Origin of the sequence: Streptomyces sp. NPDC051582 (assembly GCF_040681715.1) — a bacterium.
Taxonomy (GTDB): Bacteria; Actinomycetota; Actinomycetes; order Streptomycetales; family Streptomycetaceae; genus Streptomyces.
On record NZ_JBFAZJ010000006.1, the window covers coordinates 1 to 18,781 of the forward strand.

17 protein-coding genes are annotated in these 18,781 nt (G+C 72.6%); 10 read left to right on the forward strand and 7 right to left on the reverse strand.

The genetic code is table 11. The features are described 5' to 3' along the window. Positions 1–134 precede the first annotated feature (134 nt). A complete protein-coding gene (locus AB0M92_RS10305; RefSeq protein WP_366101666.1) occupies positions 135–476 on the reverse strand; it encodes a PRC-barrel domain-containing protein in 342 nt (113 codons plus the stop codon). 218 nt (positions 477–694) lie between these two features. Here AB0M92_RS10305 and AB0M92_RS10310 point away from each other — a divergent pair, with 218 nt between their 5' ends. Next, positions 695–2,185 (forward strand): cryptochrome/photolyase family protein, encoded by a 1,491-nt coding sequence (locus AB0M92_RS10310; protein WP_366101667.1) that lies wholly within the window; start codon positions 695–697, stop codon positions 2,183–2,185. Positions 2,186–2,350: 165 nt separating this feature from the next. On the opposite strand, the gene AB0M92_RS10315 is transcribed toward AB0M92_RS10310, so the two are convergent. Together AB0M92_RS10315 and AB0M92_RS10320 are read right to left on the reverse strand one after the other, a co-directional pair. Continuing rightward, the gene (locus AB0M92_RS10315) at positions 2,351–2,860 is read right to left on the reverse strand and encodes a hypothetical protein (RefSeq protein ID WP_366101668.1); all 510 of its coding nucleotides are present in this window, start codon (positions 2,858–2,860) and stop codon (positions 2,351–2,353) included. Between the two features lie 224 nt (positions 2,861–3,084). Continuing rightward, complete coding sequence (locus AB0M92_RS10320; RefSeq protein ID WP_366101669.1) at positions 3,085–4,758, reverse strand: carboxylesterase family protein; 1,674 nt, start codon at positions 4,756–4,758, stop codon at positions 3,085–3,087. 197 nt (positions 4,759–4,955) lie between these two features. Between AB0M92_RS10320 and AB0M92_RS10325 the strand changes: the two genes are divergently transcribed. Next, entirely contained in the window at positions 4,956–5,888 is a 933-nt protein-coding gene (locus AB0M92_RS10325; RefSeq protein WP_366101670.1) for a MerR family transcriptional regulator, read from the forward strand. Between the two features lie 85 nt (positions 5,889–5,973). On the opposite strand, the gene AB0M92_RS10330 is transcribed toward AB0M92_RS10325, so the two are convergent. Next, complete coding sequence (locus AB0M92_RS10330) at positions 5,974–8,370, reverse strand: ABC transporter substrate-binding protein (RefSeq protein ID WP_366101671.1); 2,397 nt, start codon at positions 8,368–8,370, stop codon at positions 5,974–5,976. Positions 8,371–8,658: 288 nt separating this feature from the next. Here AB0M92_RS10330 and AB0M92_RS10335 point away from each other — a divergent pair, with 288 nt between their 5' ends. Beyond that, on the forward strand, positions 8,659–9,918 hold the full coding sequence (locus AB0M92_RS10335; protein ID WP_366101672.1) for a serine/threonine-protein kinase: 1,260 nt from the start codon (positions 8,659–8,661) through the stop codon (positions 9,916–9,918). A gap of 189 nt (positions 9,919–10,107) precedes the next feature. Here AB0M92_RS10335 and AB0M92_RS10340 read toward each other — a convergent pair whose 3' ends face one another. Beyond that, on the reverse strand, positions 10,108–10,767 hold the full coding sequence (locus AB0M92_RS10340) for a glyoxalase (RefSeq protein ID WP_366101673.1): 660 nt from the start codon (positions 10,765–10,767) through the stop codon (positions 10,108–10,110). Between the two features lie 136 nt (positions 10,768–10,903). Between AB0M92_RS10340 and AB0M92_RS10345 the strand changes: the two genes are divergently transcribed. The 7 genes from AB0M92_RS10345 to AB0M92_RS10375 all read left to right on the forward strand — a co-directional run bounded on the left by AB0M92_RS10345 (position 10,904) and on the right by AB0M92_RS10375 (position 17,022). Beyond that, the gene (locus tag AB0M92_RS10345; protein WP_366101674.1) at positions 10,904–11,530 is read left to right on the forward strand and encodes an AAA family ATPase; all 627 of its coding nucleotides are present in this window, start codon (positions 10,904–10,906) and stop codon (positions 11,528–11,530) included. A gap of 9 nt (positions 11,531–11,539) precedes the next feature. Then, entirely contained in the window at positions 11,540–12,124 is a 585-nt protein-coding gene (locus AB0M92_RS10350) for a TetR/AcrR family transcriptional regulator (RefSeq protein ID WP_366101675.1), read from the forward strand. Between the two features lie 76 nt (positions 12,125–12,200). After that, positions 12,201–13,427, forward strand: coding sequence for an MFS transporter (locus AB0M92_RS10355; RefSeq protein WP_366101676.1), 1,227 nt, complete (start codon positions 12,201–12,203; stop codon positions 13,425–13,427). Positions 13,428–13,495: 68 nt separating this feature from the next. Next, positions 13,496–14,428, forward strand: a complete 933-nt coding sequence (locus AB0M92_RS10360) for an MBL fold metallo-hydrolase (protein ID WP_366101677.1) — start codon at positions 13,496–13,498, stop codon at positions 14,426–14,428. A 135-nt stretch (positions 14,429–14,563) separates the two neighbouring features. Then, entirely contained in the window at positions 14,564–14,773 is a 210-nt protein-coding gene (locus AB0M92_RS10365; RefSeq protein ID WP_366101678.1) for a hypothetical protein, read from the forward strand. Further along, a complete protein-coding gene (locus AB0M92_RS10370; protein WP_366101679.1) occupies positions 14,760–16,151 on the forward strand; it encodes an amidase in 1,392 nt (463 codons plus the stop codon). The genes AB0M92_RS10365 and AB0M92_RS10370 overlap by 14 nt, the downstream gene beginning before the upstream one ends. Positions 16,152–16,827: 676 nt before the next feature. Beyond that, complete coding sequence (locus tag AB0M92_RS10375; protein WP_366101680.1) at positions 16,828–17,022, forward strand: hypothetical protein; 195 nt, start codon at positions 16,828–16,830, stop codon at positions 17,020–17,022. A 394-nt stretch (positions 17,023–17,416) separates the two neighbouring features. Here the strand turns inward: AB0M92_RS10375 and AB0M92_RS10380 are convergent, their stop codons facing one another. Continuing rightward, positions 17,417–17,821 (reverse strand): STAS domain-containing protein, encoded by a 405-nt coding sequence (locus AB0M92_RS10380; RefSeq protein ID WP_366101681.1) that lies wholly within the window; start codon positions 17,819–17,821, stop codon positions 17,417–17,419. 551 nt (positions 17,822–18,372) lie between these two features. Continuing rightward, entirely contained in the window at positions 18,373–18,759 is a 387-nt protein-coding gene (locus AB0M92_RS10385) for a response regulator transcription factor (protein ID WP_366101682.1), read from the reverse strand. Between the last annotated feature and the right edge of the window lie 22 nt (positions 18,760–18,781).

The window sequence follows — 18,781 nt, forward strand, 5'->3', positions numbered from 1 at the left end:
CGGCCCGCCTCCCCCCCACCCCCAACACCCCCCGCCCCCCCGGGGGGGGTCCGCCGGGCCGGGGCGCCCCCCCCCCCCCGGCCGCGATGCGGATCGCGGCGTCGCGCGATCACCTTGCCCGGGACGGGGCGGGATCAGCCTGCGTAGTACTTGCTGATCGCCTGGCGGTAGTCCGGGTCGCGCAAGTGGTTGTCGCGATGGAATTCCGGAGCCGCCTTGATCTGTTCCTTGGTGCGCTCCAGGTGGACCGTCTTGTTCTCCCCGTCCACGCGCAGGATCGTCCCCGCGGGAAGCAGGACCTCCTTGCCGAAGATCCACACTCCGGTGTCCACCACGATGTACGCGTCGGAGACCTCGTTGGAATGCCTGTCGACCTTGCCGATGTGGCCGTCTGCGGCCTCCACGCGGTAGCCCGTCAGGTCCTCGCCCGTCGGGTGGATGATGCCCGAACGGTAAGCCCACATGTCGTCGGTCATGCCGCAACTCCTTCACGGTGTCGATGTACGGCTGTCGCGCACCGACCCGCCTGCCCCACGCACCGGACTCCACACGTCCACTCCCCGGAGCGAGAGGACCGGATGCGTCGCCGCGCAAGGGAAGGCGCGTAAGTTTAGACCGTTTCGTAACCTATTCTTCCCATCAAGAGGGAACTCGGGTTGCAGCAATTCGACACCCGGAACCAAGGAGCATGTCCATGGCGGTGCCTCACTGGCTGTTCGGTGACCAGCTCGGGCCGCATTTCCTGACCACCGGATCCGACGTGCCCGTGGTGATGATCGAAGCCCGCTCGGTCCTGCGGCGCCGCCGCTTCCACCGGGCCAAGGCCCACCTGGTGCTGTCCGCGATGCGCCACCGCGCCGCCGAACTCGGCGACCGGGTCCGGTACGTCCGGGCGGAGACCTACCGCGAAGGACTGCGTGAGGCGGTCGGGGGCACCGCGGTGACCGTGCACCACCCGACCTCGTACGCGGCACTGCGGCTGGTGCGGTCGCTGGACCCGGTGACCGTGCTGCCGGCGCGCGGGTTCCTCGTCGGGCACGAGGAGTTCCGCGCGTGGGCCGACGGGCACGGCGGACGGCGTCTGCGGCAGGAAGACTTCTACCGCTGGGTACGGCACTCGCACGACCTGCTGATGGACGGCGACCGCCCGGCGGGCGAGCGCTGGAACCACGACCACGACAACCGCGAGCCCCCGCCCAAGGGGGCACGGACCCTCGGCTCCCCCGCGCCCTACCGGCCGCGGGAGGACGAGGTCGACGAGGAGGTGCGCGCCGATCTCGACCGGTGGGAGCGCGACGGCTCCGTCTCCTTCGTGGGCACGGACGGCCCCCGCATGTTCCCGGCCTCCCGGCACGAGGCACTGGCGGCGCTGCGCCGCTTCGTGGAGCACCGCCTCGCCGCTTTCGGCCCGTACGAGGACGCGATGCTGGCACAGGACCCGGTGATGAGCCACAGCCTGCTCTCCTCCTCGCTCAACCTCGGCCTGCTGGACCCGGCCGAGTGTGTGGAGCGGGCGGAGGGCGCATGGCGGGCGGGCCGCGCTCCGGTCAACAGCGTGGAGGGCTTCGTCCGCCAGGTCGCCGGGTGGCGCGAGTACGTCTGGCAGCTCTACTGGTACTTCGGCCCGCGCTATCGGCACCGCAACGTACTGCGGCACCATGAGCCGCTGCCGCGCTGGTTCCTGGAACTGGACGCGGACGCGGTGCGGGCACGCTGCCTGTCCACGGCGCTCGCCCAGGTGAGGGACACGGGATGGACGCACCACATCCCCCGGCTGATGCTGCTGGGCAGTTACGCCTTGCAGCGGGGCTGGGATCCGGAGGCGGTGACGGACTGGTTCCACCGCTGCTTCGTCGACGGCTACGACTGGGTGATGGTCCCCAACGTCGTCGGCATGTCGCAGTACGCCGACGGTGGACGCATGACCACCAAGCCCTACACCTCCGGCGGTTCTTACGTGAACCGCATGAGCGACCTGTGCGGTGGGTGCGTCTACCGGCCCGGGGAACGGACCGGTGACCGGGCCTGCCCGTACACCGCCGGTTACTGGGCCTTCCTGCACCGGCACCGGGCCCGCCTGGAGGGCAACCCGCGGATGGCGCAGCCGGTCAGGGGCCTGGACCGGCTGGCGGACCTCCAGGAGGTGCTGCGCCGGGAGCGCCGGCGCGGCGACGACCCGCCCTGAGCGGCTCCTCCAGTGCGGCTGTCGGCTCCCACTGGGCGTCCGGGTCCGGCCGTGTGGGCCGTACACGGGACTGCCGGTGCGGACGTCCTCTCCGCAGGCCCGGCGACGGGGTGCGCAGAAGACGTCCTGGCGCAGCGGTCGCGCGGTGACGCCGGCCGTGCCGGGTCAGCAGCCGCCGCAGTTGTAGAAGGTCACGTCCCAGTGGCTGCCCTCGTCGGCGTAGACGTTGCCGGCGCCGGACTTCCACTGCGGGGCGCCGTCGCCCCGCAGACCGATGTAACTGAAGTTGTTCTTGATGTAGTTGCCGAGGCAGGTGTACTTGCCGAAGTCGAGCTTGTAGCCGTTCCAGTGCGAGTAGGTGCCGCCGGCGTGGCCGGTCTCCGTGCCCCCGGTGATGTTCAGGGCGCAGCCGCTGGCGCTCTTGAGGGTCTGGGCGCCTTGCGCGGTCGCGAGGTTGAGCTGCTCGAAGGACGTGCAGGTCGCGTTGGCGCGGTCCGAGCAACCGCCCGACGACGACCAGGTGATGGCGGAGCCGCGGAACATCGAGCTCGCGGTGGCGTGGCTGATCTTGGTGGCCGCGTGCGCGGCGGTGGCGCCGCCGAGGACGCCGACTCCAGGGGCGAACAGAGCGCCCAGGACGAGGGTGAGCGCGGTGAGGACCGAACGGAGCTTCATCGGGATCGTCTCCTGCTGGTGGCCGTGACGGACGGGACGACGGTGCGGACGAGCAGGGTGTGCTGATGGGGCAAGGAGATGGTGACCCAGGTCTACGCGCGTCCGCCAGAGGGCGGACGGAACGTTTCCGCAACGCGTGCGGCCGCGAGCGGTGCCCGGCGCCCGCGGCCGCCCCCACGTCCGGGGTGCCCCCACGTCCGAGGCCGCCCCCACGTCCGGGGCCGTCAACGGGACAGGGAGTCCCAGAACCGGCAGTGGTGTGCGGAGTCCGCGTCCACGGGATGGATCGCTCCTCGCCCGGGAGCCAGCGACAGCACCGGACCGCTGCGCGGAGACCCGGGACGCAGGACGGGCCAGGGCGGGTCGCCGGGGCCGTTCGGGGTCCCGGTGCGCGCGAAGTCCGTCCAGTAGTCGACCATCTGGCCGGACAGGGCGCGCTGAGCATCCGTCAGCGGCCGCTCGGTCGGGATGGAGGAGAACAGGTACGGCAGCTCGAAGCCGTGCGCCGCCCCGTAGGGGAAGTCGGGGTTCCCCGGCAGACCCGCGGGCGTCGGAGCGGCCGGATCGCCGAACTCGTAGCCGTAGAGGGGCAGGCCGGGTGCGCGCGCGGCGATGGCCCGGTCGGCGGCCAGCGTGGTGCACGCCAGCGATCGGTCGGTCAGCACCGCGGCCCAGGCCAGGGCGGGCGTGGGGTGGTCCGCTGCCGGGTACTGCGCCTCGACGGCCGGGGCCGTGCTCCCGAAGGCGTCCGTCAGGCGGGCACGGTAGTCCTCCTCGGTCCGGATGGGGAAGGCGCCGAGCGACAGTCCGACGAACATGCGCATCTCATCGTGATTGGTGCCCTGGATGAGCGGTACGCGGTGGAAGCGTCCCGCCCTCAGCGCCTCGTCCGGCGCCATGGGCAGCAGCGCGTTGCCGTAGGCGGGCCGGTTGAAGGACTGCATCATCCCGGGCGTGGCGAGGCGGTCCGTGCCGGTCCCGCGCAGGCACGCCAGCACCACCCCGGCGTCGCCGGCCGTACAGCCCAGTTGCCGGGCCGCCTCCGCGCCGGCCGTCTCGACGTCGTGCTGCGGGGCGAACGGCTCGTACGCGGGTGTCGCGGGTCCCAGGGCCCCGCGCGGGAAGGACATGAAGCAGGAACCGCTTTGGAGCACGGCCCGTTGGAAGAGCCCGGCCGCCGTCGGTGAGGTGAGGTGCGCGCAGATGCCGAGGGCGCCGGCGGACTCCCCGAACAGCGTGACGTTCTGCGGATCACCGCCGAAGTGCTCCGCGTTGGCTTTCACCCAGCGCAGGGCCGCCTGCTGGTCCGCGAGGCCGAAGGGCGCGGCGGAGCCGAGGCCGGGGTGGGCGAAGTAGCCGAAGACGCCCAGTCTGTAGTTGACGGTCACGACGACCGCGTCACCCCGGACCGCGAGCCGTTCAGCGCTGAAGTCATTGCCGGAGCCGCCGAGGAACGCGCCGCCGTGCAGCCACACCAGCACGGGTCGCTTACGGCTCGACTGCGGAGGTGCGGGCGTCGGCTTCGGCGTCGGCGCCAGCGCCAGCGTCGGCGCCGTGACGTTCAGGTAGAGACAGTCCTCCGACCCGACCACCGCTGCCGCACCGGGTGCCGGCATCTGCACGCAGCGCTGGGCCTGAACCGTCGCGTCCCGCACACCGCGCCACGGGGTGACGGGCGCCGGGGGCCGCCAGCGCAGCGGTCCCGTCGGCGGTGCCGCGTAGGGGATGCCGTCATAGGTGCTGTACGAGCCGTGCGGAACTCCGCGTACCAGGCCCTGCTCGGTCCGTACGACGGGGCCGTCCGCTCCCCGGGACTGCGGGGAGCCGGACTCCCCGGCCGCCGCCGGCACGGCGGTGGCCGCGAGCACCGCGACCGCGCTGAACAAGGGGAGCAGCACCGCACGGATGCTCCTTCGTTGACGCACGGACCATGCCGGCAGGACTGGGGACATACGGACACACCCTTCATCGATCGAAACGGGCCGCACCGGGCCGGCCGGAGCCGAAGGCCGCGTGAGCGGCCGGGGCCGCGACGTCGGCCGGTGCGGTCAGCTCGTACGCTAAGACCTCCCCCGCACTGGAGGTTCAAGGGTCTGTGACGCAAACCACCTGGAGCATCGGTGAACTCGCGGACGGTACCGGAGTGCCGGTGAAGACCCTCCGCTACTACTCCGACAGCGGGCTGCTGCCCGTGGCCGGCCGCAGCACCGGGGGCCACCGGCGCTACGGCCCCGACGCGTGGGAGCGGATCCGCCTCATACGACGGCTGCGTGCGCTGGACACTCCGATCGCGGCCATCACGCAGGTGGTGACCGGCGAGTCCTCGCTCGGTGAACTGGTGACGACCGAGCTCGAAGCGGTGCAGGAGCGGCTGGTCGAACTGCGGTGGCGCCAGGCCACGCTCAAGGCCCTGGACGACTGCGCGGGCGAGGAGCGCCTGCGGCGTCTGGAGATCCTCGCCCGTGTGCAGCAGCTCCCGCAGGCACACGGCACACTGACCGGTCACTGGGGTCGTGAGCTGTCCGGGAGCATGCCCGGGCGACGCCTCGACATCATGGTCGCCATGCTCTCTCCCGAGCCGCCCGCCGACCCGGCGCCCGCCACGGTCCTGGCCTACGCGGAGCTCCATCTGCTCATCAACACGCCCGGTTTCACCCGCTGGACCCAGGACCACGACGAGGAGATGCGCAGCGGCCCGGCCTTCTACGCGGAGATAGACGAGGTCGCCGTCCTGACGGCCGGCGCGGTGTCCCGGGGTCTGCCACCGCATGCCGGGGAGGCGGTGAACGCCTTCGTGTCCGCCCACGCGCGAGCCCGGCGGGAGAGCGATACGCCCGCGTTCCGCGCCTTCCTGCACGGGCTGGTGTCCAGGTCGTCCGGCTTCGATCCCCGCCTGGAACGCTACTGGGGCCTGGTCGGCACGGTCACCGGCGGGCGCGTGCTGAACATGACCGTGGCGCACAGATGGCTGACCGAGGGGCTGTCGATCTCGATGGCGGAGGCCGCCCGGCCCAAGACGGTGTTCTGAGCAGGCTGCCGCCCGTACCGCGGCGAAGGGCCGCCGCTGCCCGGCAACCTGGAGGCACGCTGCGTACGTTCGGCCCGCGGCGCGGTCAGCGGGCGATCGGTCCGCTGGTCACGGCCGTCCAGCTGCCGCCGCGCACCGCGTACACCGTGAGCTTGCGGCTGACGGTGTCGCCGTTCCCGTCGAAGCCGACGCGGCCGGTGACTCCGTCGAAGGCCACCCGCGCCACGGCGGAGGGCAGTTCGGCCCGGGCGTCACCGGGGAGGGTGCCGCCGTGGTCGGCCACGACCGCCTTCACGGCCTGGATGAGGGCCCAGGTCGCGTCGTACGCGTACGGCCCGTACCAGCCGGCCGCATCCGGGTAGCCGGCCTTCCGGTACCGGGCGAGGAAGTCCTGCCCGGCCGCCGTTTCCCCGGCGGCCACGCCGATGTTGGTGGCGAGGTCGCCCTCGGCCTTGGGGTTCGTCGTGAGGTACTGCTGGTCGAAGATGCCGTCACCACCCATGAGGGGGACGTTCACCCCCGCCTGGTCGAGCTGCTGGGAAAGGGGTGCGGCGGTGTCGTAGTAGCCGCCGAAGTAGACGGCCTCGGCTCCCGAGGACCGCACCCTTTGGGCGAGGCCCGTGAAGGCGCGTTCCGCGGGATCGACCTGTTCGGTACCGACGACGGTCCCGCCCAGCCTGGTGAACTCGTCCGTGAGGCCGGAGGTGAGAGCGGTGCCGTGGGCGCTGGCGTCGTCCACCACGTACAGCTTGGTCTTCCTCGCGTCGCCGTGCAGGTACCGGGCGGCGAACGGCCCCTGGTCCACGTCCGTGGCGACGGTGCGGAAGTACGTGGAGTGGGGACGCGAGGGGGCGCCGGCGGCCCAGGCGGAGCCCAAGGTCAGCACGGGATCGGTGTTGCCCGGTGACACGACGGCCATGTTCGCCTGCGCGAGCGGCGCCACGAAGGTCTTGGCGACACCCGAGTTGAGGGGGCCGACGACTCCCAGCACCTTCTCGTCGGCCACGAACCGGGCGGCGTTGGACGCTCCCTTCGCGGGGTCGGCGCCGTCGTCCAGGGCCTTGATCTCGAAGTTCACTCCGGGGACGGGCTTGGTCTCGTTGGCGGTCCTCACCGCCAACTCGGCCGAGTTCCTGATCCCGACGCCCATGGAGGACAGCCCGCCGCTCAGCGGTGCGTCCACTCCGATCACCACGGTGACGGAGGAGGCCGACGACCCGCTGCCGGCCGCCCTGTCGTCGTGGGGCGTGCCCTTGTCCCCGGTGAGGGTCCAGGTGAGGACGGAGCCGGTGGCGAGCGTGGCCAGCACGGTGGCCAGGACGGCGTATCGCCGGGTGAGGGGCCGGGGGGTGAGGGGCCGCCGGGTGAAGGGCCGGCGCCCGGTGGGGGCCGGCTCGCCGGTCGCCATTGCGTGCGTACGAGGTTCCCCGGCCGGGGGCGCGGGCGGGGGCGGGGTGTTCGGCCGGTCCGGCACGGGGCGCTGCGGTACGTCCGCACCGGACCCGGAGTCCAGGACCGTCGGGGTTCGGGGGGACGGCGGCGGTCCGGGAGCGGCGGCGTCCGGATCCGGTACGGGAGTCGCCCGCGGGTCGGGCGCGGGCGGGGACGCCGGCTCGTGTTCGCTCCCCCGTCCGGCGGGTGCCTGCGGCGCGGGCTCGGAGGACCGCAGTACCGATGCCAGCATCTCGGCCGCTTCGCCCGCGCCCACGCGCCGCGCCGGGTCCTTGGTGAGGAGCGCGTCCAGGACGGGCGCGAGCGGACCGGCGTGGACCGCGGGCCGGTGCGGGCGGGTGAAGACGGCCACGGCGAGGGCGTGGATCCCCTCCGCGTCGAACGGGGGGTGGCCCTCGACGGCGTGGTAGAGGGTCGCGCCCAGCGCCCACAGGTCATTGGCCGCGGTCGGACGCTTGCCTTCCAGTTGCTCCGGCGCCATGTAGTGCGGGGTGCCGATGACGATCCCGCTGTGACTCAGCTTGGTCGTGGCGTCCGCGAGGTGGGCGATGCCGAAGTCGGTCAGGACGACGCGGTCCTTGGTCAGCAGCACGTTGTCCGGCTTGATGTCACGGTGGACGATCCGGGCCCTGTGCGCTTCGGCCAGCGCATCGAGCATCGCGGCGCCGATCTCGGCCACGCGGCGCACGGGCAGCCGCCCGCCGGTGCGGATGGCGGCGGCCAGGGACTGGCCGCGCACCAGTTCCATCACGAGGACGGGGGCGCCGTCGTGCTCCACGACGTCATGGACGGTGATGATGCCCGGGTGGCTGAGCGTGACCGCGGCGCGCGCCTCGCCGATGAACCGCCGCACCAGCGCCGCGCGGTCGCCGTCGTCCATGCCTGGCGGGAAAAGGATCTCCTTGACGGCGATCTCACGTCCGAAGAGGTGCTGGTCGAGGCCGCGCCAGACCCGGCCCATACCGCCCTGGCCGATACGTTCGACCAGCTGGTACCGGCCGGCGATGAGTTCGGGATTCTGCTCGGTCACGCGCACACTCTAGGGGGTGTCCGCGAAGTGGCGGCGTCCGTCCGCAGGGCGGGCCGCCGGGCGCCGCGGGGCAGGCGGGACTTTGCGGGTCCCCTAGGTCCTGCTGAGCCGACCAGGTGACGGAAACATGGCTCGATACCACCCTCCCGAGCAGCCTGGCGGCTGCGCCAAGTGCGGCCGTGCGCATCGCTCGTGCCCCGCGCGGCCACACTCTGCCGGACGGGCTGCGTACGACGACTTCCGGCGGGTAGGCGGGCGGTATCGTCCGCCAGTGGAGGAGGACCCCGCATGCCGGCACGGCCCGTCCCCGCGTACGGGGAACAGCTTCGATGCGACACCCTGCTGGCGGGTCGCTACCGACTTCAGGCCCCCATAGGTTCCGGTGGTACGGCGGACGTCTTCCGCGGCACCGATGAGGTGTTGGGGCGGGAGGTGGCCGTCAAAGTGATCCGCCCCGGCACGGACACGGCCACCGCCGACAGCTTCTGCGCAGAAGCACGCACGCTGGCCCGGCTCTCACACCGTGCCCTCGTCACCGTCTTCGACTTCGACCCCGGCCGGGAGGGCCAGGGCGCCTTCATGGTCACGGAGTTGGTCCGGGGAGCCACCTTGCGCGCCCGGATAGACGCCGGCCCGCTCAGTGCCGTCCATGTGACACGGCTCGGCGCCGAGATCGCCTCCGCCCTCGACCACGTCCACTCGCACGGCATCATCCACCATGACGTGAAGCCGTCCAACGTGTTGCTCAGCGATGCCGGTTCTCCGCTCCTGGCGGACTTCGGACTGTCGCGGACCGTGCACGACCGGTCCCGCGAAACCCACGAGACACTGGTCGGGACCCTCGCCTACATGGCCCCCGAGCAGTTCCTCGGGCAGGGCGCGAGCACGGCCAGCGACATCTACGCCTTGGGACTCACCCTCCTCGAAGCGCTCACCGGCCACCGCGAGTACCAGGGAACGCCCGTGGAGGTCGGCACCGCCCATCTGCTCCACGGGCCGCGGCTGCCCGAGGGCCTGCCCGGCGGCCTCGGAAGGCTGCTGAAGGCGATGACCGACCAGGACCCCCGGGCACGCCCCGACGCCGCTCTCGTCCATCTGCGTCTGCGGGACGTCGTGTGTGCGCCGGTGCTCCGGGCCGCTGCGGTGACGCCGGCGCCGGCTTCTCTTTCCGCGTCTGTGTCCGTGTCCGCGGACACCCCCACACACCGCTCGGTGTTGCCGCCCGTGCGAGCGCCCGAAGCGGGGTGGAGGCGGGTCCCGGCGCGGCGGCGTGCGACCGCCATGGGCATCGCGGCGGTGGGTGTCGCCGGGACATGCGCCCTGCTGGTGGGTGGGCTTCCCGCCGTGGAGAGGACGCCGCCTGCCGCGGCCTTCCGCAACCATTCGCCCGTGTCCGAGGCGGCCGAGGCGGCCGAGGCGCCGGTCCCCCGCTCCGCGCTCCCCTCGCCGTCGGCGCTCTCGGCGGCCCACCTGACGGCCGCGGCACCCCCCGCCGCCGCCCCGCACGTCCTGCCGCTCAGCCCGCCGCCCTCTTCACGAGCGCGCTGACGAGCTGTTCATCGGCCGCGGTCAGCTCCTTCAAGGCGAAGGCGGAAGTGGCAGACGACCCTGCCGTCCCTGGCGTACGCGGGCATCCCGTACCAGAGCCTGGGCGCGAGGCGGGCGACTGCGTGGACCCCATGGCGGTCTTCCTCTCGGACCACGTGCGAGCGGGCCGGGCGGTATGCGGAGCGGGAGTCAGTGCGGAGAGGAGGCGGGCTGCTCCGCAGCCTCCCAGACGAACCCGTCCGGGTCGGTGAACGTGCCGGCGGTGCTGCCGAGGGCGATGCGGTGCGAGCCGGTTCCGTCGGCGGGGACGCCGAGGTCCTTGGCCAGGGCGCTGCGCTTGTACAGGGCCAGCTTGACGGGGCAGGAGGTGCCGGCGGCGAACTCGGTGTACTTGCCGCCGAAGCTCTTGGTCACGGTCAGGCCCCGCTCGACGTAGAACTGCCGGGTGGCCTTCACGGCCTCGACGCCGAGCAGCAGGACGAGCTCGTCGATCTCGCGGGTGTCGGGGCCGGTGTCCTTCTTGGCCGAGGTCGCGATCTTCCAGATCGTCCCGTCCGGGGCCCGGACGACACCGCCGTAGCCCCACAGCGACCTCGCGGCGGGCTTCAGGACCGTGGCGCCGGCCTCCACGGCGGCTCCGAAGAAGCCGTCGACGGTGGCAGGTCCGGACACCGTGAGACCCAGGGTGAAGCCGCGGAAGCCGGTGGAGTGGCCCTCGGAGGCCCGCAGGCGTACGTACGCGTCCACACCGAAGGCTGCGTAGAAGCGGTGGGCGGCCTCGGGGTCGGCCACCTCAAGGGTGACGGACGCGAGGGACATGCGGGCTGCGGTGGAAGCGGTGGTTGCCATGAACATCACGCTAGGGGGTGGGCAGCGGCCGGTGCTTCTCGATTCCTGACCGTTCGCAGACAGCCACAGGGCCTGTCTCCCTGATCCACGCACATGTGGTTCGCGTGGTTCGCCCGCTCGGTGGCAAGGTGCAGTCATGGATCAAGCAGAGGTATTGCTCATCGGAGGGCGCGCCGGCGTCGGCAAGACGACGGTGGGATGGGAGGTCTCGGCACGTATGCGTGCCGCGATGGTCCCTCACTGTGTGATCGAAGGCGACTTCATGGGGCAGGCCCATCCAGCTCCGGAAGGGGACCCCCGCCGCAGGAAGATCGCCGAGCGCAATCTGGCGGCGCTCTGGTCGAACTACGCCGAGCTCGGTTACCGCCGTTTGATCTACACGCACACGGTGAGCGTTCTGGCTGAGAACGAGGGGATGTTCCAGCGCGCCATGGGCGCGGACGTCGGGATCGTACGGGTGGTGCTCACCGCATCCGATGCCACCGCTCGTGAGCGGCTGACTGGTCGGGAACTGGGCTCGGAGCTGGAGCAGGAGGTGGAGGGCAGCGCCCGCAAGGCGCGGATTCTGGATGAGCAGGCGCCCCTGGACACGGTGCGAGTGGCGACCGACGGACGTGCTGTGGTCGACATAGCGCGCGAGGTCGTGGGCGCCACGAGATGGCTGGCGAGCGTCTCTGGGGATTCAAGCCGCTTCGAGAAGCGTCCGGGCCCGGGCGGGGTTCCAGCGCGGGTGATCCGCCCAGACGCAACTTCTTCGCATTAAGCTGTACGCATGAGTGCCCGATCGACCACGCGCCCCGGCGGGCGCAGCGCCCGCGTCCAGCAGTCCGTGCACCAGGCCGTCCGCGATCTGGAGGCGGAGGTGGGGCGCGACGCGCTCACCGTGCCGCTGATCGCCGCCCGCGCGGGAGTGACGCCGTCCACCATCTACCGGCGCTGGGGGGACCTGCGGGAACTGCTGTCCGACGTGGCCGTCGAGCGGCTGCGCCCGGACACCCCGCCGTCCGACCACGGCGGCCTGCGGGCGGACCTGGAGGCGTGGGCGGTGCAGTTCGCGGAGGAGATGTCCTCGACGGCGGGCCGCACGTACATCCGCGACGCCCTGCTGGGCGACCCCGAGCAGGGCAATGCGGTTCGCTGCTCCGACTACGCGGCCGAGCAGCTGAAGGCCATCGGTGTGCGCGCGGCCGGGCGCGGGGAAGCCGTGCCCGATGTGGAGACCCTGCTGGACGTCGTCGTCGCGCCCCTGATGTACCGCATCCTGTTCCGTCCCTCGGATCTGTCGGCGGCCTACACCGACCACCTGGTGGCGGCGGCATTCGACCGCAGACCAGCTCCCCCCGCACCTAAAAGCTAATCGTTTGCGTTTTGAGTCATCAGGGGTCTACTCTGCCTAAAGCAAAGCGTTTGCCTTTAGGCATGAGAGGTGCTCCGTGCTCAGCGTCGTGGCCACACCGTCCCGTTCTCGTACCCGCCGCCTGCCCGTACTGGGCCGCCGCAGCGCGTTCTCCCTCCACGCCTGCGTACTCATCGGCCTGTTGGGCGCCTCAAGCGCGCCGACCCCCCTCTACGCGCTCTACCAGGCCGCATGGCACTTCTCGGCCATGACGCTCACCGTCGTGTTCAGCGCCTACGCGCTCGCCCTGCTCGTGGCCCTGCTGACGGCGGGAACGCTCTCGGACCACCTCGGGCGGCGCCCCGTCCTCGCCGGGGCGCTGCTGGCCGAAGGCCTCGCCATGGCCGTCTTCGCCTCTGCCCAGGGCGTGACGGCGCTGATCGCCGCCCGGATCCTGCAAGGCCTGGCCACCGGCGTGGCCACCAGCGCCGCCGGAGCCGCACTGCTGGACTTCGAGGACCCCGATCGCCCGGGACGGGCGACGCTCGCCAACGGCATCACCCCCGTGGCCGGCATGGCGGCCGGCGTGCTGGCTTCCACCGTCCTCGTGCAGTACGCCCCCGCTCCCACCCGCACCGTCTACGTCCTGCTGCTCCTGTTGTTCGCCGCGCAGGCGGCCGCGGTGCTTCTCACCACCGAGACCGCACGCCCCCGCTCCGGCGCGTGGCGCTCCCTGCGTCCCGGGGCCGCCGTGGCGCCCGCCTCCCGCCCGGCCATGAGGGTTCTCGCCCCCGGCGTCGTCGCCGCCTGGGCGCTGGGCGGCTTCTATTCCTCCCTCGGTCCCTCGCTCGCCCGCCTCATCGCCCCGCACACCTCCCGCGCGACCGGCGGCCTGGTCTTCTTCACCCTGACGGCCGCGGCCGGCCTCGCCGTCCACGCCGCGCGGACACTGCCCGCGCGCACCGCGAGCCGGGCCGGCAGCGCGCTCCTGATCCCGGGGGCCCTGTTGACCCTGAGCGGGCCCCACCTGCACAGCCTGCCCGCGCTGTTCGCCGGTACGGCCCTGGCGGGCGCGGGCTTCGGTGCCGTCACCCAGGGCGCCCTGCGCCTGCTGCTGCCGCCGGCCGCCCCCGGCGAACGGGCCGGCACGCTCGCCGCCTACTACGTCCTCAGCTACCTCGCCATGAGCGTCCCGGCCGTCCTCGCCGGCCTGCTGACCAACCTCTACGGCCTGCAGAGCGCCGCCTCGCTCTACGCCGTGACGGTCGTTCTGCTGGCCCTCGCCGGCCTCGCCCGCGCCGCGCGGCAGCCGCGTACCAGCTGACCGCGTCACGCCCCGCCGACCGAGCCCCGCCTTCCCCCGCCGCCACACCCCGTCCGAAAGGCCCACCGATGAACACCGCCACGCCCCGTCCGGCCACTTCCCCCACCAGCACGGGATGGAGCCTCGGCGACATCGCCGTACGCCGCGTCGACGAGATCGAACTCCCGCGCCAGACCGGCCCCTGGCTGTTGCCGGACGCCACCGAGGAAGTCCTCGACGAGGCATCGTGGCTGCGCCCCGAGTTCGCCGACGCCGGCGTCCCCCGCCTGGCGAGCCACAGCTTCGCCGTGGAGGCCGGCGGACTGCGGATCGTCGTCGACACCGGTATCGGCAACGCCAAGCCGCGCGCCAACCCGGCCTGGAACGGTCTCGACACCGACTTCCTGCAACGCCTGGCGGGGGCCGGGTTCCCGCCCGAGTCCGTGGACCTGGTGATCACCACTCACCTGCACACCGACCACGTCGGGTGGAACACCCGCCTCGCCGGCGGGGACTGGGTCCCCACCTTCCCCAACGCCCGCTACCTCACCAGCCGCACCGAATGGGACCACTGGGCCGGCACCGACCTGGACGAGGCCCGCCGCCAGATGTTCCGGGACTCCGTCACCCCCGTCCGCGACGCCGGACAGTACGACCTCGTCGACGTGCCCGAGCAGGGGTGCGAGGTGGCGCCGGGCATCGTCCTGGTCCCTGCCCCGGGCCACACCCCGGGGCAGGTCGCCGTGGAACTGCGCGGCAGCCACCGCCGCGCGCTGATCACCGGCGACAGCATCCACCACCCCGTTCAGCTGTCGCACCCCCACGTGAGCAGCTGCGTCGACATCGACCCCGCCCAGGCCGTCCGCACCCGCACCCGGTTGCTCGACGCCCTGGCGGACACCGACGCGCTGCTCCTGGGAACCCACTTCCCGCAGCCCACCGGCGGCACCGTCCGCCGGGAGAACGGACGCTACCGGCTGCTCACCGAGCACGGCGTCGAGATCCCGGCCACCGCGGCCTGACCCCGCGAGCCGACCGCTCGGCATGCCCCGGGTGGGTGCCGAGCGGCCGCGGCCTGTGCAGCCGCACAAAAGCGAATCCTTGGCCTCCAGGGCGTCGGCACCCCGCCGCTCCCGCTGCCACGAGGGAGAACATCCATGTCAGCCGTCGAACTCACACCACCCGAGGCCGCCCGCTGGGCCGCCCGGGCCGGACTGGTGCTGCCCGCCGAGCGCCACGCCGCGGTCGCCGCGGTCGCCCATCACATCCACGGCGTCGTCGCGCTCCTGCGCGAGCTGGACTTCGGCGAGGTCCCGCCCGCCGCCGCATACCGCGCCGCGGAGGAGGAGCACGATGCAGCCGTATGAGCTGTCCCTCGCCACCGCCGCGGACGCGATACGTGCCCGGCGGCTGTCCCCCGTCGAGCTGGTCGACTCGGTCCTCGACCGCATCGAGACGGCGGATCCGCACCTCGGCGCCTACGTCACGGTCACCGCGGAGCAGGCGCGCCGGGCCGCGCGCGAAGCCGAACACGAAATGGCGCACGGCCGTTGCCGGGGACCGCTGCACGGCATCCCGATGGGGCTCAAAGACCTGATCGATGTCGGTGGGATGGCCACCACGGCCGGCTCCCGGGTCCGCGGCGACCACCGCGCGACAGCCGACAGTACGGTCGCCGCGCGTCTGGGCACGGCCGGCGCGATCCTGCTCGGCAAGACCCACACCCACGAATTCGCGTACGGCCTGATCACCCCGCAGACCCGCAACGCCTGGGACCGCGGCCGGGTCGCCGGCGGCTCCAGCGGCGGCTCCGCGGTCGCCGTCGCGTCGGGCACCGCCACCTTCGCCCTGGGCACCGACACCGGCGGGTCCATCCGGGTGCCCGCCGCGCTCAACGGGGTCGTCGGCCTCAAGCCGACCTACGGCCTCGTCCCCCGGCACGGCGTCACCTCCCTGTCCTGGTCACTGGACCACGTCGGCCCGATCACCCGCACCGTCGAGGACGCGGCCCTGGTCCTGTCCACGCTGGCCGGCCACGATCCGCGCGACCCCGCGTCGCTGTCCGTGCCCGCCGCGGACTACCGGCCCGGTCCCGGCACGGACCTGACGGGGCTGCGCATCGGCCTGCCGCGCACGTACTACTTCGACAACGTCCACCCGCAAGTGGAGGCTGCCGTCAGGCAGGCCATCGGGCAGCTGGAAGCCCTGGGCGCACGTCTCGTCGAGGTCGACATCCCGATGGCCCGCTACGTCCGGGCCACCCAGTGGGGCCTGATGGTGCCGGAGGCCGGCGCCTACCACGAAGGCAGCCTGCGCACGGTCCCCGAGCTGTACCAGGAGGACGTCCGCATCCTCCTGGAAGCGAGCGAGCTGATGAGCGCCGGTGACTACGTGCGCGCTCAACGCTCCCGCACGCTGATGCGCGCGGAGTGGGCGCGGATGCTGGAGGAGGTCGACGTGATCGCCGCCCCGAGCGTCCCGATGGCCGCGGTCGGGGCCGACGAGGAGACGGTCACCTGGCCCGACGGCACGGCCGAGAGCGTCTCCGACGCCTACGTGCGCCTCTGCGCCCCCGCCAACATCACCGGAGTGCCCGCCCTGACCGTTCCGGTCGGCCACGACGCGTCGGGCATGCCCATCGGAATGCAGCTGCTCGGCCGGCCCCTCGGTGAACGCACGCTCCTGCGGGTCGGCCACGCCTACGAGCGGACGCGACCCGCCCGGGCACTCGCCACACCGGCCTGATCTGCGCGGACGGTTGCTCCAGGCTGCTGATTGATCCGGATTCGCTGGCGGGGTGCGACGGCCGCCTGCGGCCTGGATCCCAGACTGCCCTCTGAACATCTCATCGGATCTCATGCCAGGAGAGTGAGCAGTGGCCTCCGAAGAACAGACGTCCCGTCCACCCGGCCGACCGGCCCGTCGGGCCGGTTGGCGCCGCAGTGGCACCGTCGCCTCTCTCGTCCTGCTGCTGGCGACGGGGACGGCCGGGGCCGTAACGGCTGCCGCGCCGCAGGACTCGGGAGACCTCGGCTCCGCATCGGTCCCCGGGAACGGGGCCGGAGCGGACAAGGGGTGCAAGGACTCCCAGCACGACAAGAGGCGCGACGACTGCCGCACGGGGCCACGCGGGGCCACGGGGCCCACCGGGCCCACCGGGCCCGCCGGAACGACGGGACTGACGGGACCCACCGGGGCCACTGGGCCCACCGGAGCAACGGGAGCCACCGGGGGCACGGGACCGACGGGACCCACCGGGTCAGCAGGCCTGAATGGACTCACGGGGCCGACCGGAGCCACCGGGCTCACAGGGCTCACGGGCGCCGCGGGGCTGAACGGAACGACCGGACCGACCGGTCCCGCCGGCCCTGACGCGCTGCCGTACCACCGGGAAACCGAGCTCATCTCGGCACCGGCGGGGATGGTCACCTCCGCCTTCAAGTCGTGCGACAGCGGTGACATCGCAACCGGCGGCGGCTACCTGCTGCAAACCCTCGACCTCTCCGTCGTCAGCGAAGACCTCGACGGCTCCTCCTCCTGGCGGATCGACGTCTTCAACCGCGGTGTCGCCCCGGCCAACTTCGTGGTCCGCGTCATCTGCCTCGACGTCACCTGAGGAACGCAGAGCGGGCACTCTCCGAGGAAAGAGTGCCCGCCCCGCGCCCGCCCCGCCGGGACACGGGTCGTACGGGACCGCGTACCGGACCGGACGGGTGGTCCACGACTGCAGTCCGTGCGGGTTCGGCAAAACGGCCCCCACCGCCGGCATCCCGCGCTTGACCTCGTAGCCGGAGGAGTGCAGCACGGCCGTCGGGGCGAGGTGGAAGGGCGCCCGAGATGCACGCTCGGTACGCGAGACCATGGCGACCTCGCCGCCGTGCGGCTGCCCGACGGGCCGCAGCAGCTCGCGAGGCCGGTCGCCCACCGTCCGGATGCATCGTTTCAGCTGGGATCCGCCAAGACGGCGTCGCCCTCGGGTCACCCTACGAGGATCGGGGCGAGCCACGTCCCTAGACGCCGGACAGCCACCCGGCACCGAAATCCGAGAGGTCTCGTGCGCGCTGCGCCCGCTCCTCGATCAGCCGTCGAAATCCCGCCAGGGGGTACCGCTCACCGGTGGCCGAGCCGCGCCCGCGGATGCCCGCGACATCCGCCATGAGCTGCTGCGGCTGTGGCTGCCAGCCGACGACCAAGACGCGCAGGCCCAGGCTCTCCGCACGCCGGTGCAGGGCCAGGAGGTGGAGCAGGCCGTCGGCGTCCATGGACGGCGCGCCGTGCAGGTCGACCATGAGGTCCCGCTCGCAGGCGGTGACGTCGTCCAGCGCCCGCTGCAGCGCCGGGCCCGCTTCCTCGTCGACCGTGCCGGTGACACTGATCAGGACCGTGCCGTGGCGCTGGATGTGTGTGGTGATCAATGCGCTCTCCTCCCGCCCGGGGCTCCGAGCCCTCGGGGCTCCCACATCCTTGCGCGGCGTTACCCCGGAGGGGTGCAAGGCTCGCGGACGGAACGGCCGCTTTCGGCTTCAACAAAATGTGTATCTTGGCGGGGCTCAACTGCCGGTGCCCGGACAGGCGTCCCCCTGTCGCACCCGCTGGACCGGGCGCTTTCGTCGGGGATTCCCCCCGCACCCTCCTGGAGTGATCGTGACCACCCGGCCCCCCGCGTACGGCTGCGCGCTTCCCCGGCATCCGTACGGAGACCCTGACGGACCGTCCGGGCAGCTCAGCACGAGGCAGAAGACGTTCCTGGCATGCAGCGGCATCGTCGCCCTGTTCCTCATGGGCGGCATGATGTCCTCGGCCCACTCCCCCGAGCCGAAGACCGTCCGGCCCGGCCCGACCGTCACGGCAACCGTCACCTCGACGGTCACCGTCACCACGGCGCCGGCGTCCACGGCTTCGCCCGTCTCATCGCCTTCGCCGGCCCTCGTCCCCACTCCTGCCCTACGGCCGTCGCGCGAGCGGCTCAACCGCCGTCGGCGAAGGCGGTGCACGTGAGGGCTTCGCCTCCCAGGGCCCGGACCGCGGCCAGCAGTTCGGCGTTGCCGATGCCCTTGACGAGGTAGCCCGCGACCCCTGCTGCGGCCATCTCGGCGCGGGGACCCTGGTCGCCGTAAGCGGAGAACGCGAGGATGCGCACCCCGGGTACGGCACGGATGATGTGCCGGGCCGTGTGCCGGCCGCCGCCGGGGAAGCGGACGTCGAGCACCACGACGTGCGGCCGTTGGGCGGTGGCGAGCCGGATCGCCTCATGGGCGTCGGCCGCGCTGCCGGCCAGGGTGAGGTCGGGCTGGGCCCGGATGACGTCTGCCAGCGCGGCGCGCAGCATCTGGTTGTCGTCGCAGATCAGCACACGTACCGGGCCTCCCGGGGCG

Bases quoted from the DNA above. Each gene is read 5' to 3' on its own strand.
- AB0M92_RS10305 (WP_366101666.1), bottom strand. From the start codon at position 476: ATGACCGACGACATGTGGGCTTACCGTTCGGGCATCATCCACCCGACG.
- AB0M92_RS10310 (WP_366101667.1), top strand. From the start codon at position 695: ATGGCGGTGCCTCACTGGCTGTTCGGTGACCAGCTCGGGCCGCATTTC.
- AB0M92_RS10315 (WP_366101668.1), bottom strand. From the start codon at position 2,860: ATGAAGCTCCGTTCGGTCCTCACCGCGCTCACCCTCGTCCTGGGCGCT.
- AB0M92_RS10335 (WP_366101672.1), top strand. From the start codon at position 8,659: ATGCCGGCACGGCCCGTCCCCGCGTACGGGGAACAGCTTCGATGCGAC.
- AB0M92_RS10340 (WP_366101673.1), bottom strand. From the start codon at position 10,767: ATGGCAACCACCGCTTCCACCGCAGCCCGCATGTCCCTCGCGTCCGTC.
- AB0M92_RS10345 (WP_366101674.1), top strand. From the start codon at position 10,904: ATGGATCAAGCAGAGGTATTGCTCATCGGAGGGCGCGCCGGCGTCGGC.
- AB0M92_RS10350 (WP_366101675.1), top strand. From the start codon at position 11,540: ATGAGTGCCCGATCGACCACGCGCCCCGGCGGGCGCAGCGCCCGCGTC.
- AB0M92_RS10360 (WP_366101677.1), top strand. From the start codon at position 13,496: ATGAACACCGCCACGCCCCGTCCGGCCACTTCCCCCACCAGCACGGGA.
- AB0M92_RS10365 (WP_366101678.1), top strand. From the start codon at position 14,564: ATGTCAGCCGTCGAACTCACACCACCCGAGGCCGCCCGCTGGGCCGCC.
- AB0M92_RS10370 (WP_366101679.1), top strand. From the start codon at position 14,760: ATGCAGCCGTATGAGCTGTCCCTCGCCACCGCCGCGGACGCGATACGT.
- AB0M92_RS10375 (WP_366101680.1), top strand. From the start codon at position 16,828: ATGGTCACCTCCGCCTTCAAGTCGTGCGACAGCGGTGACATCGCAACC.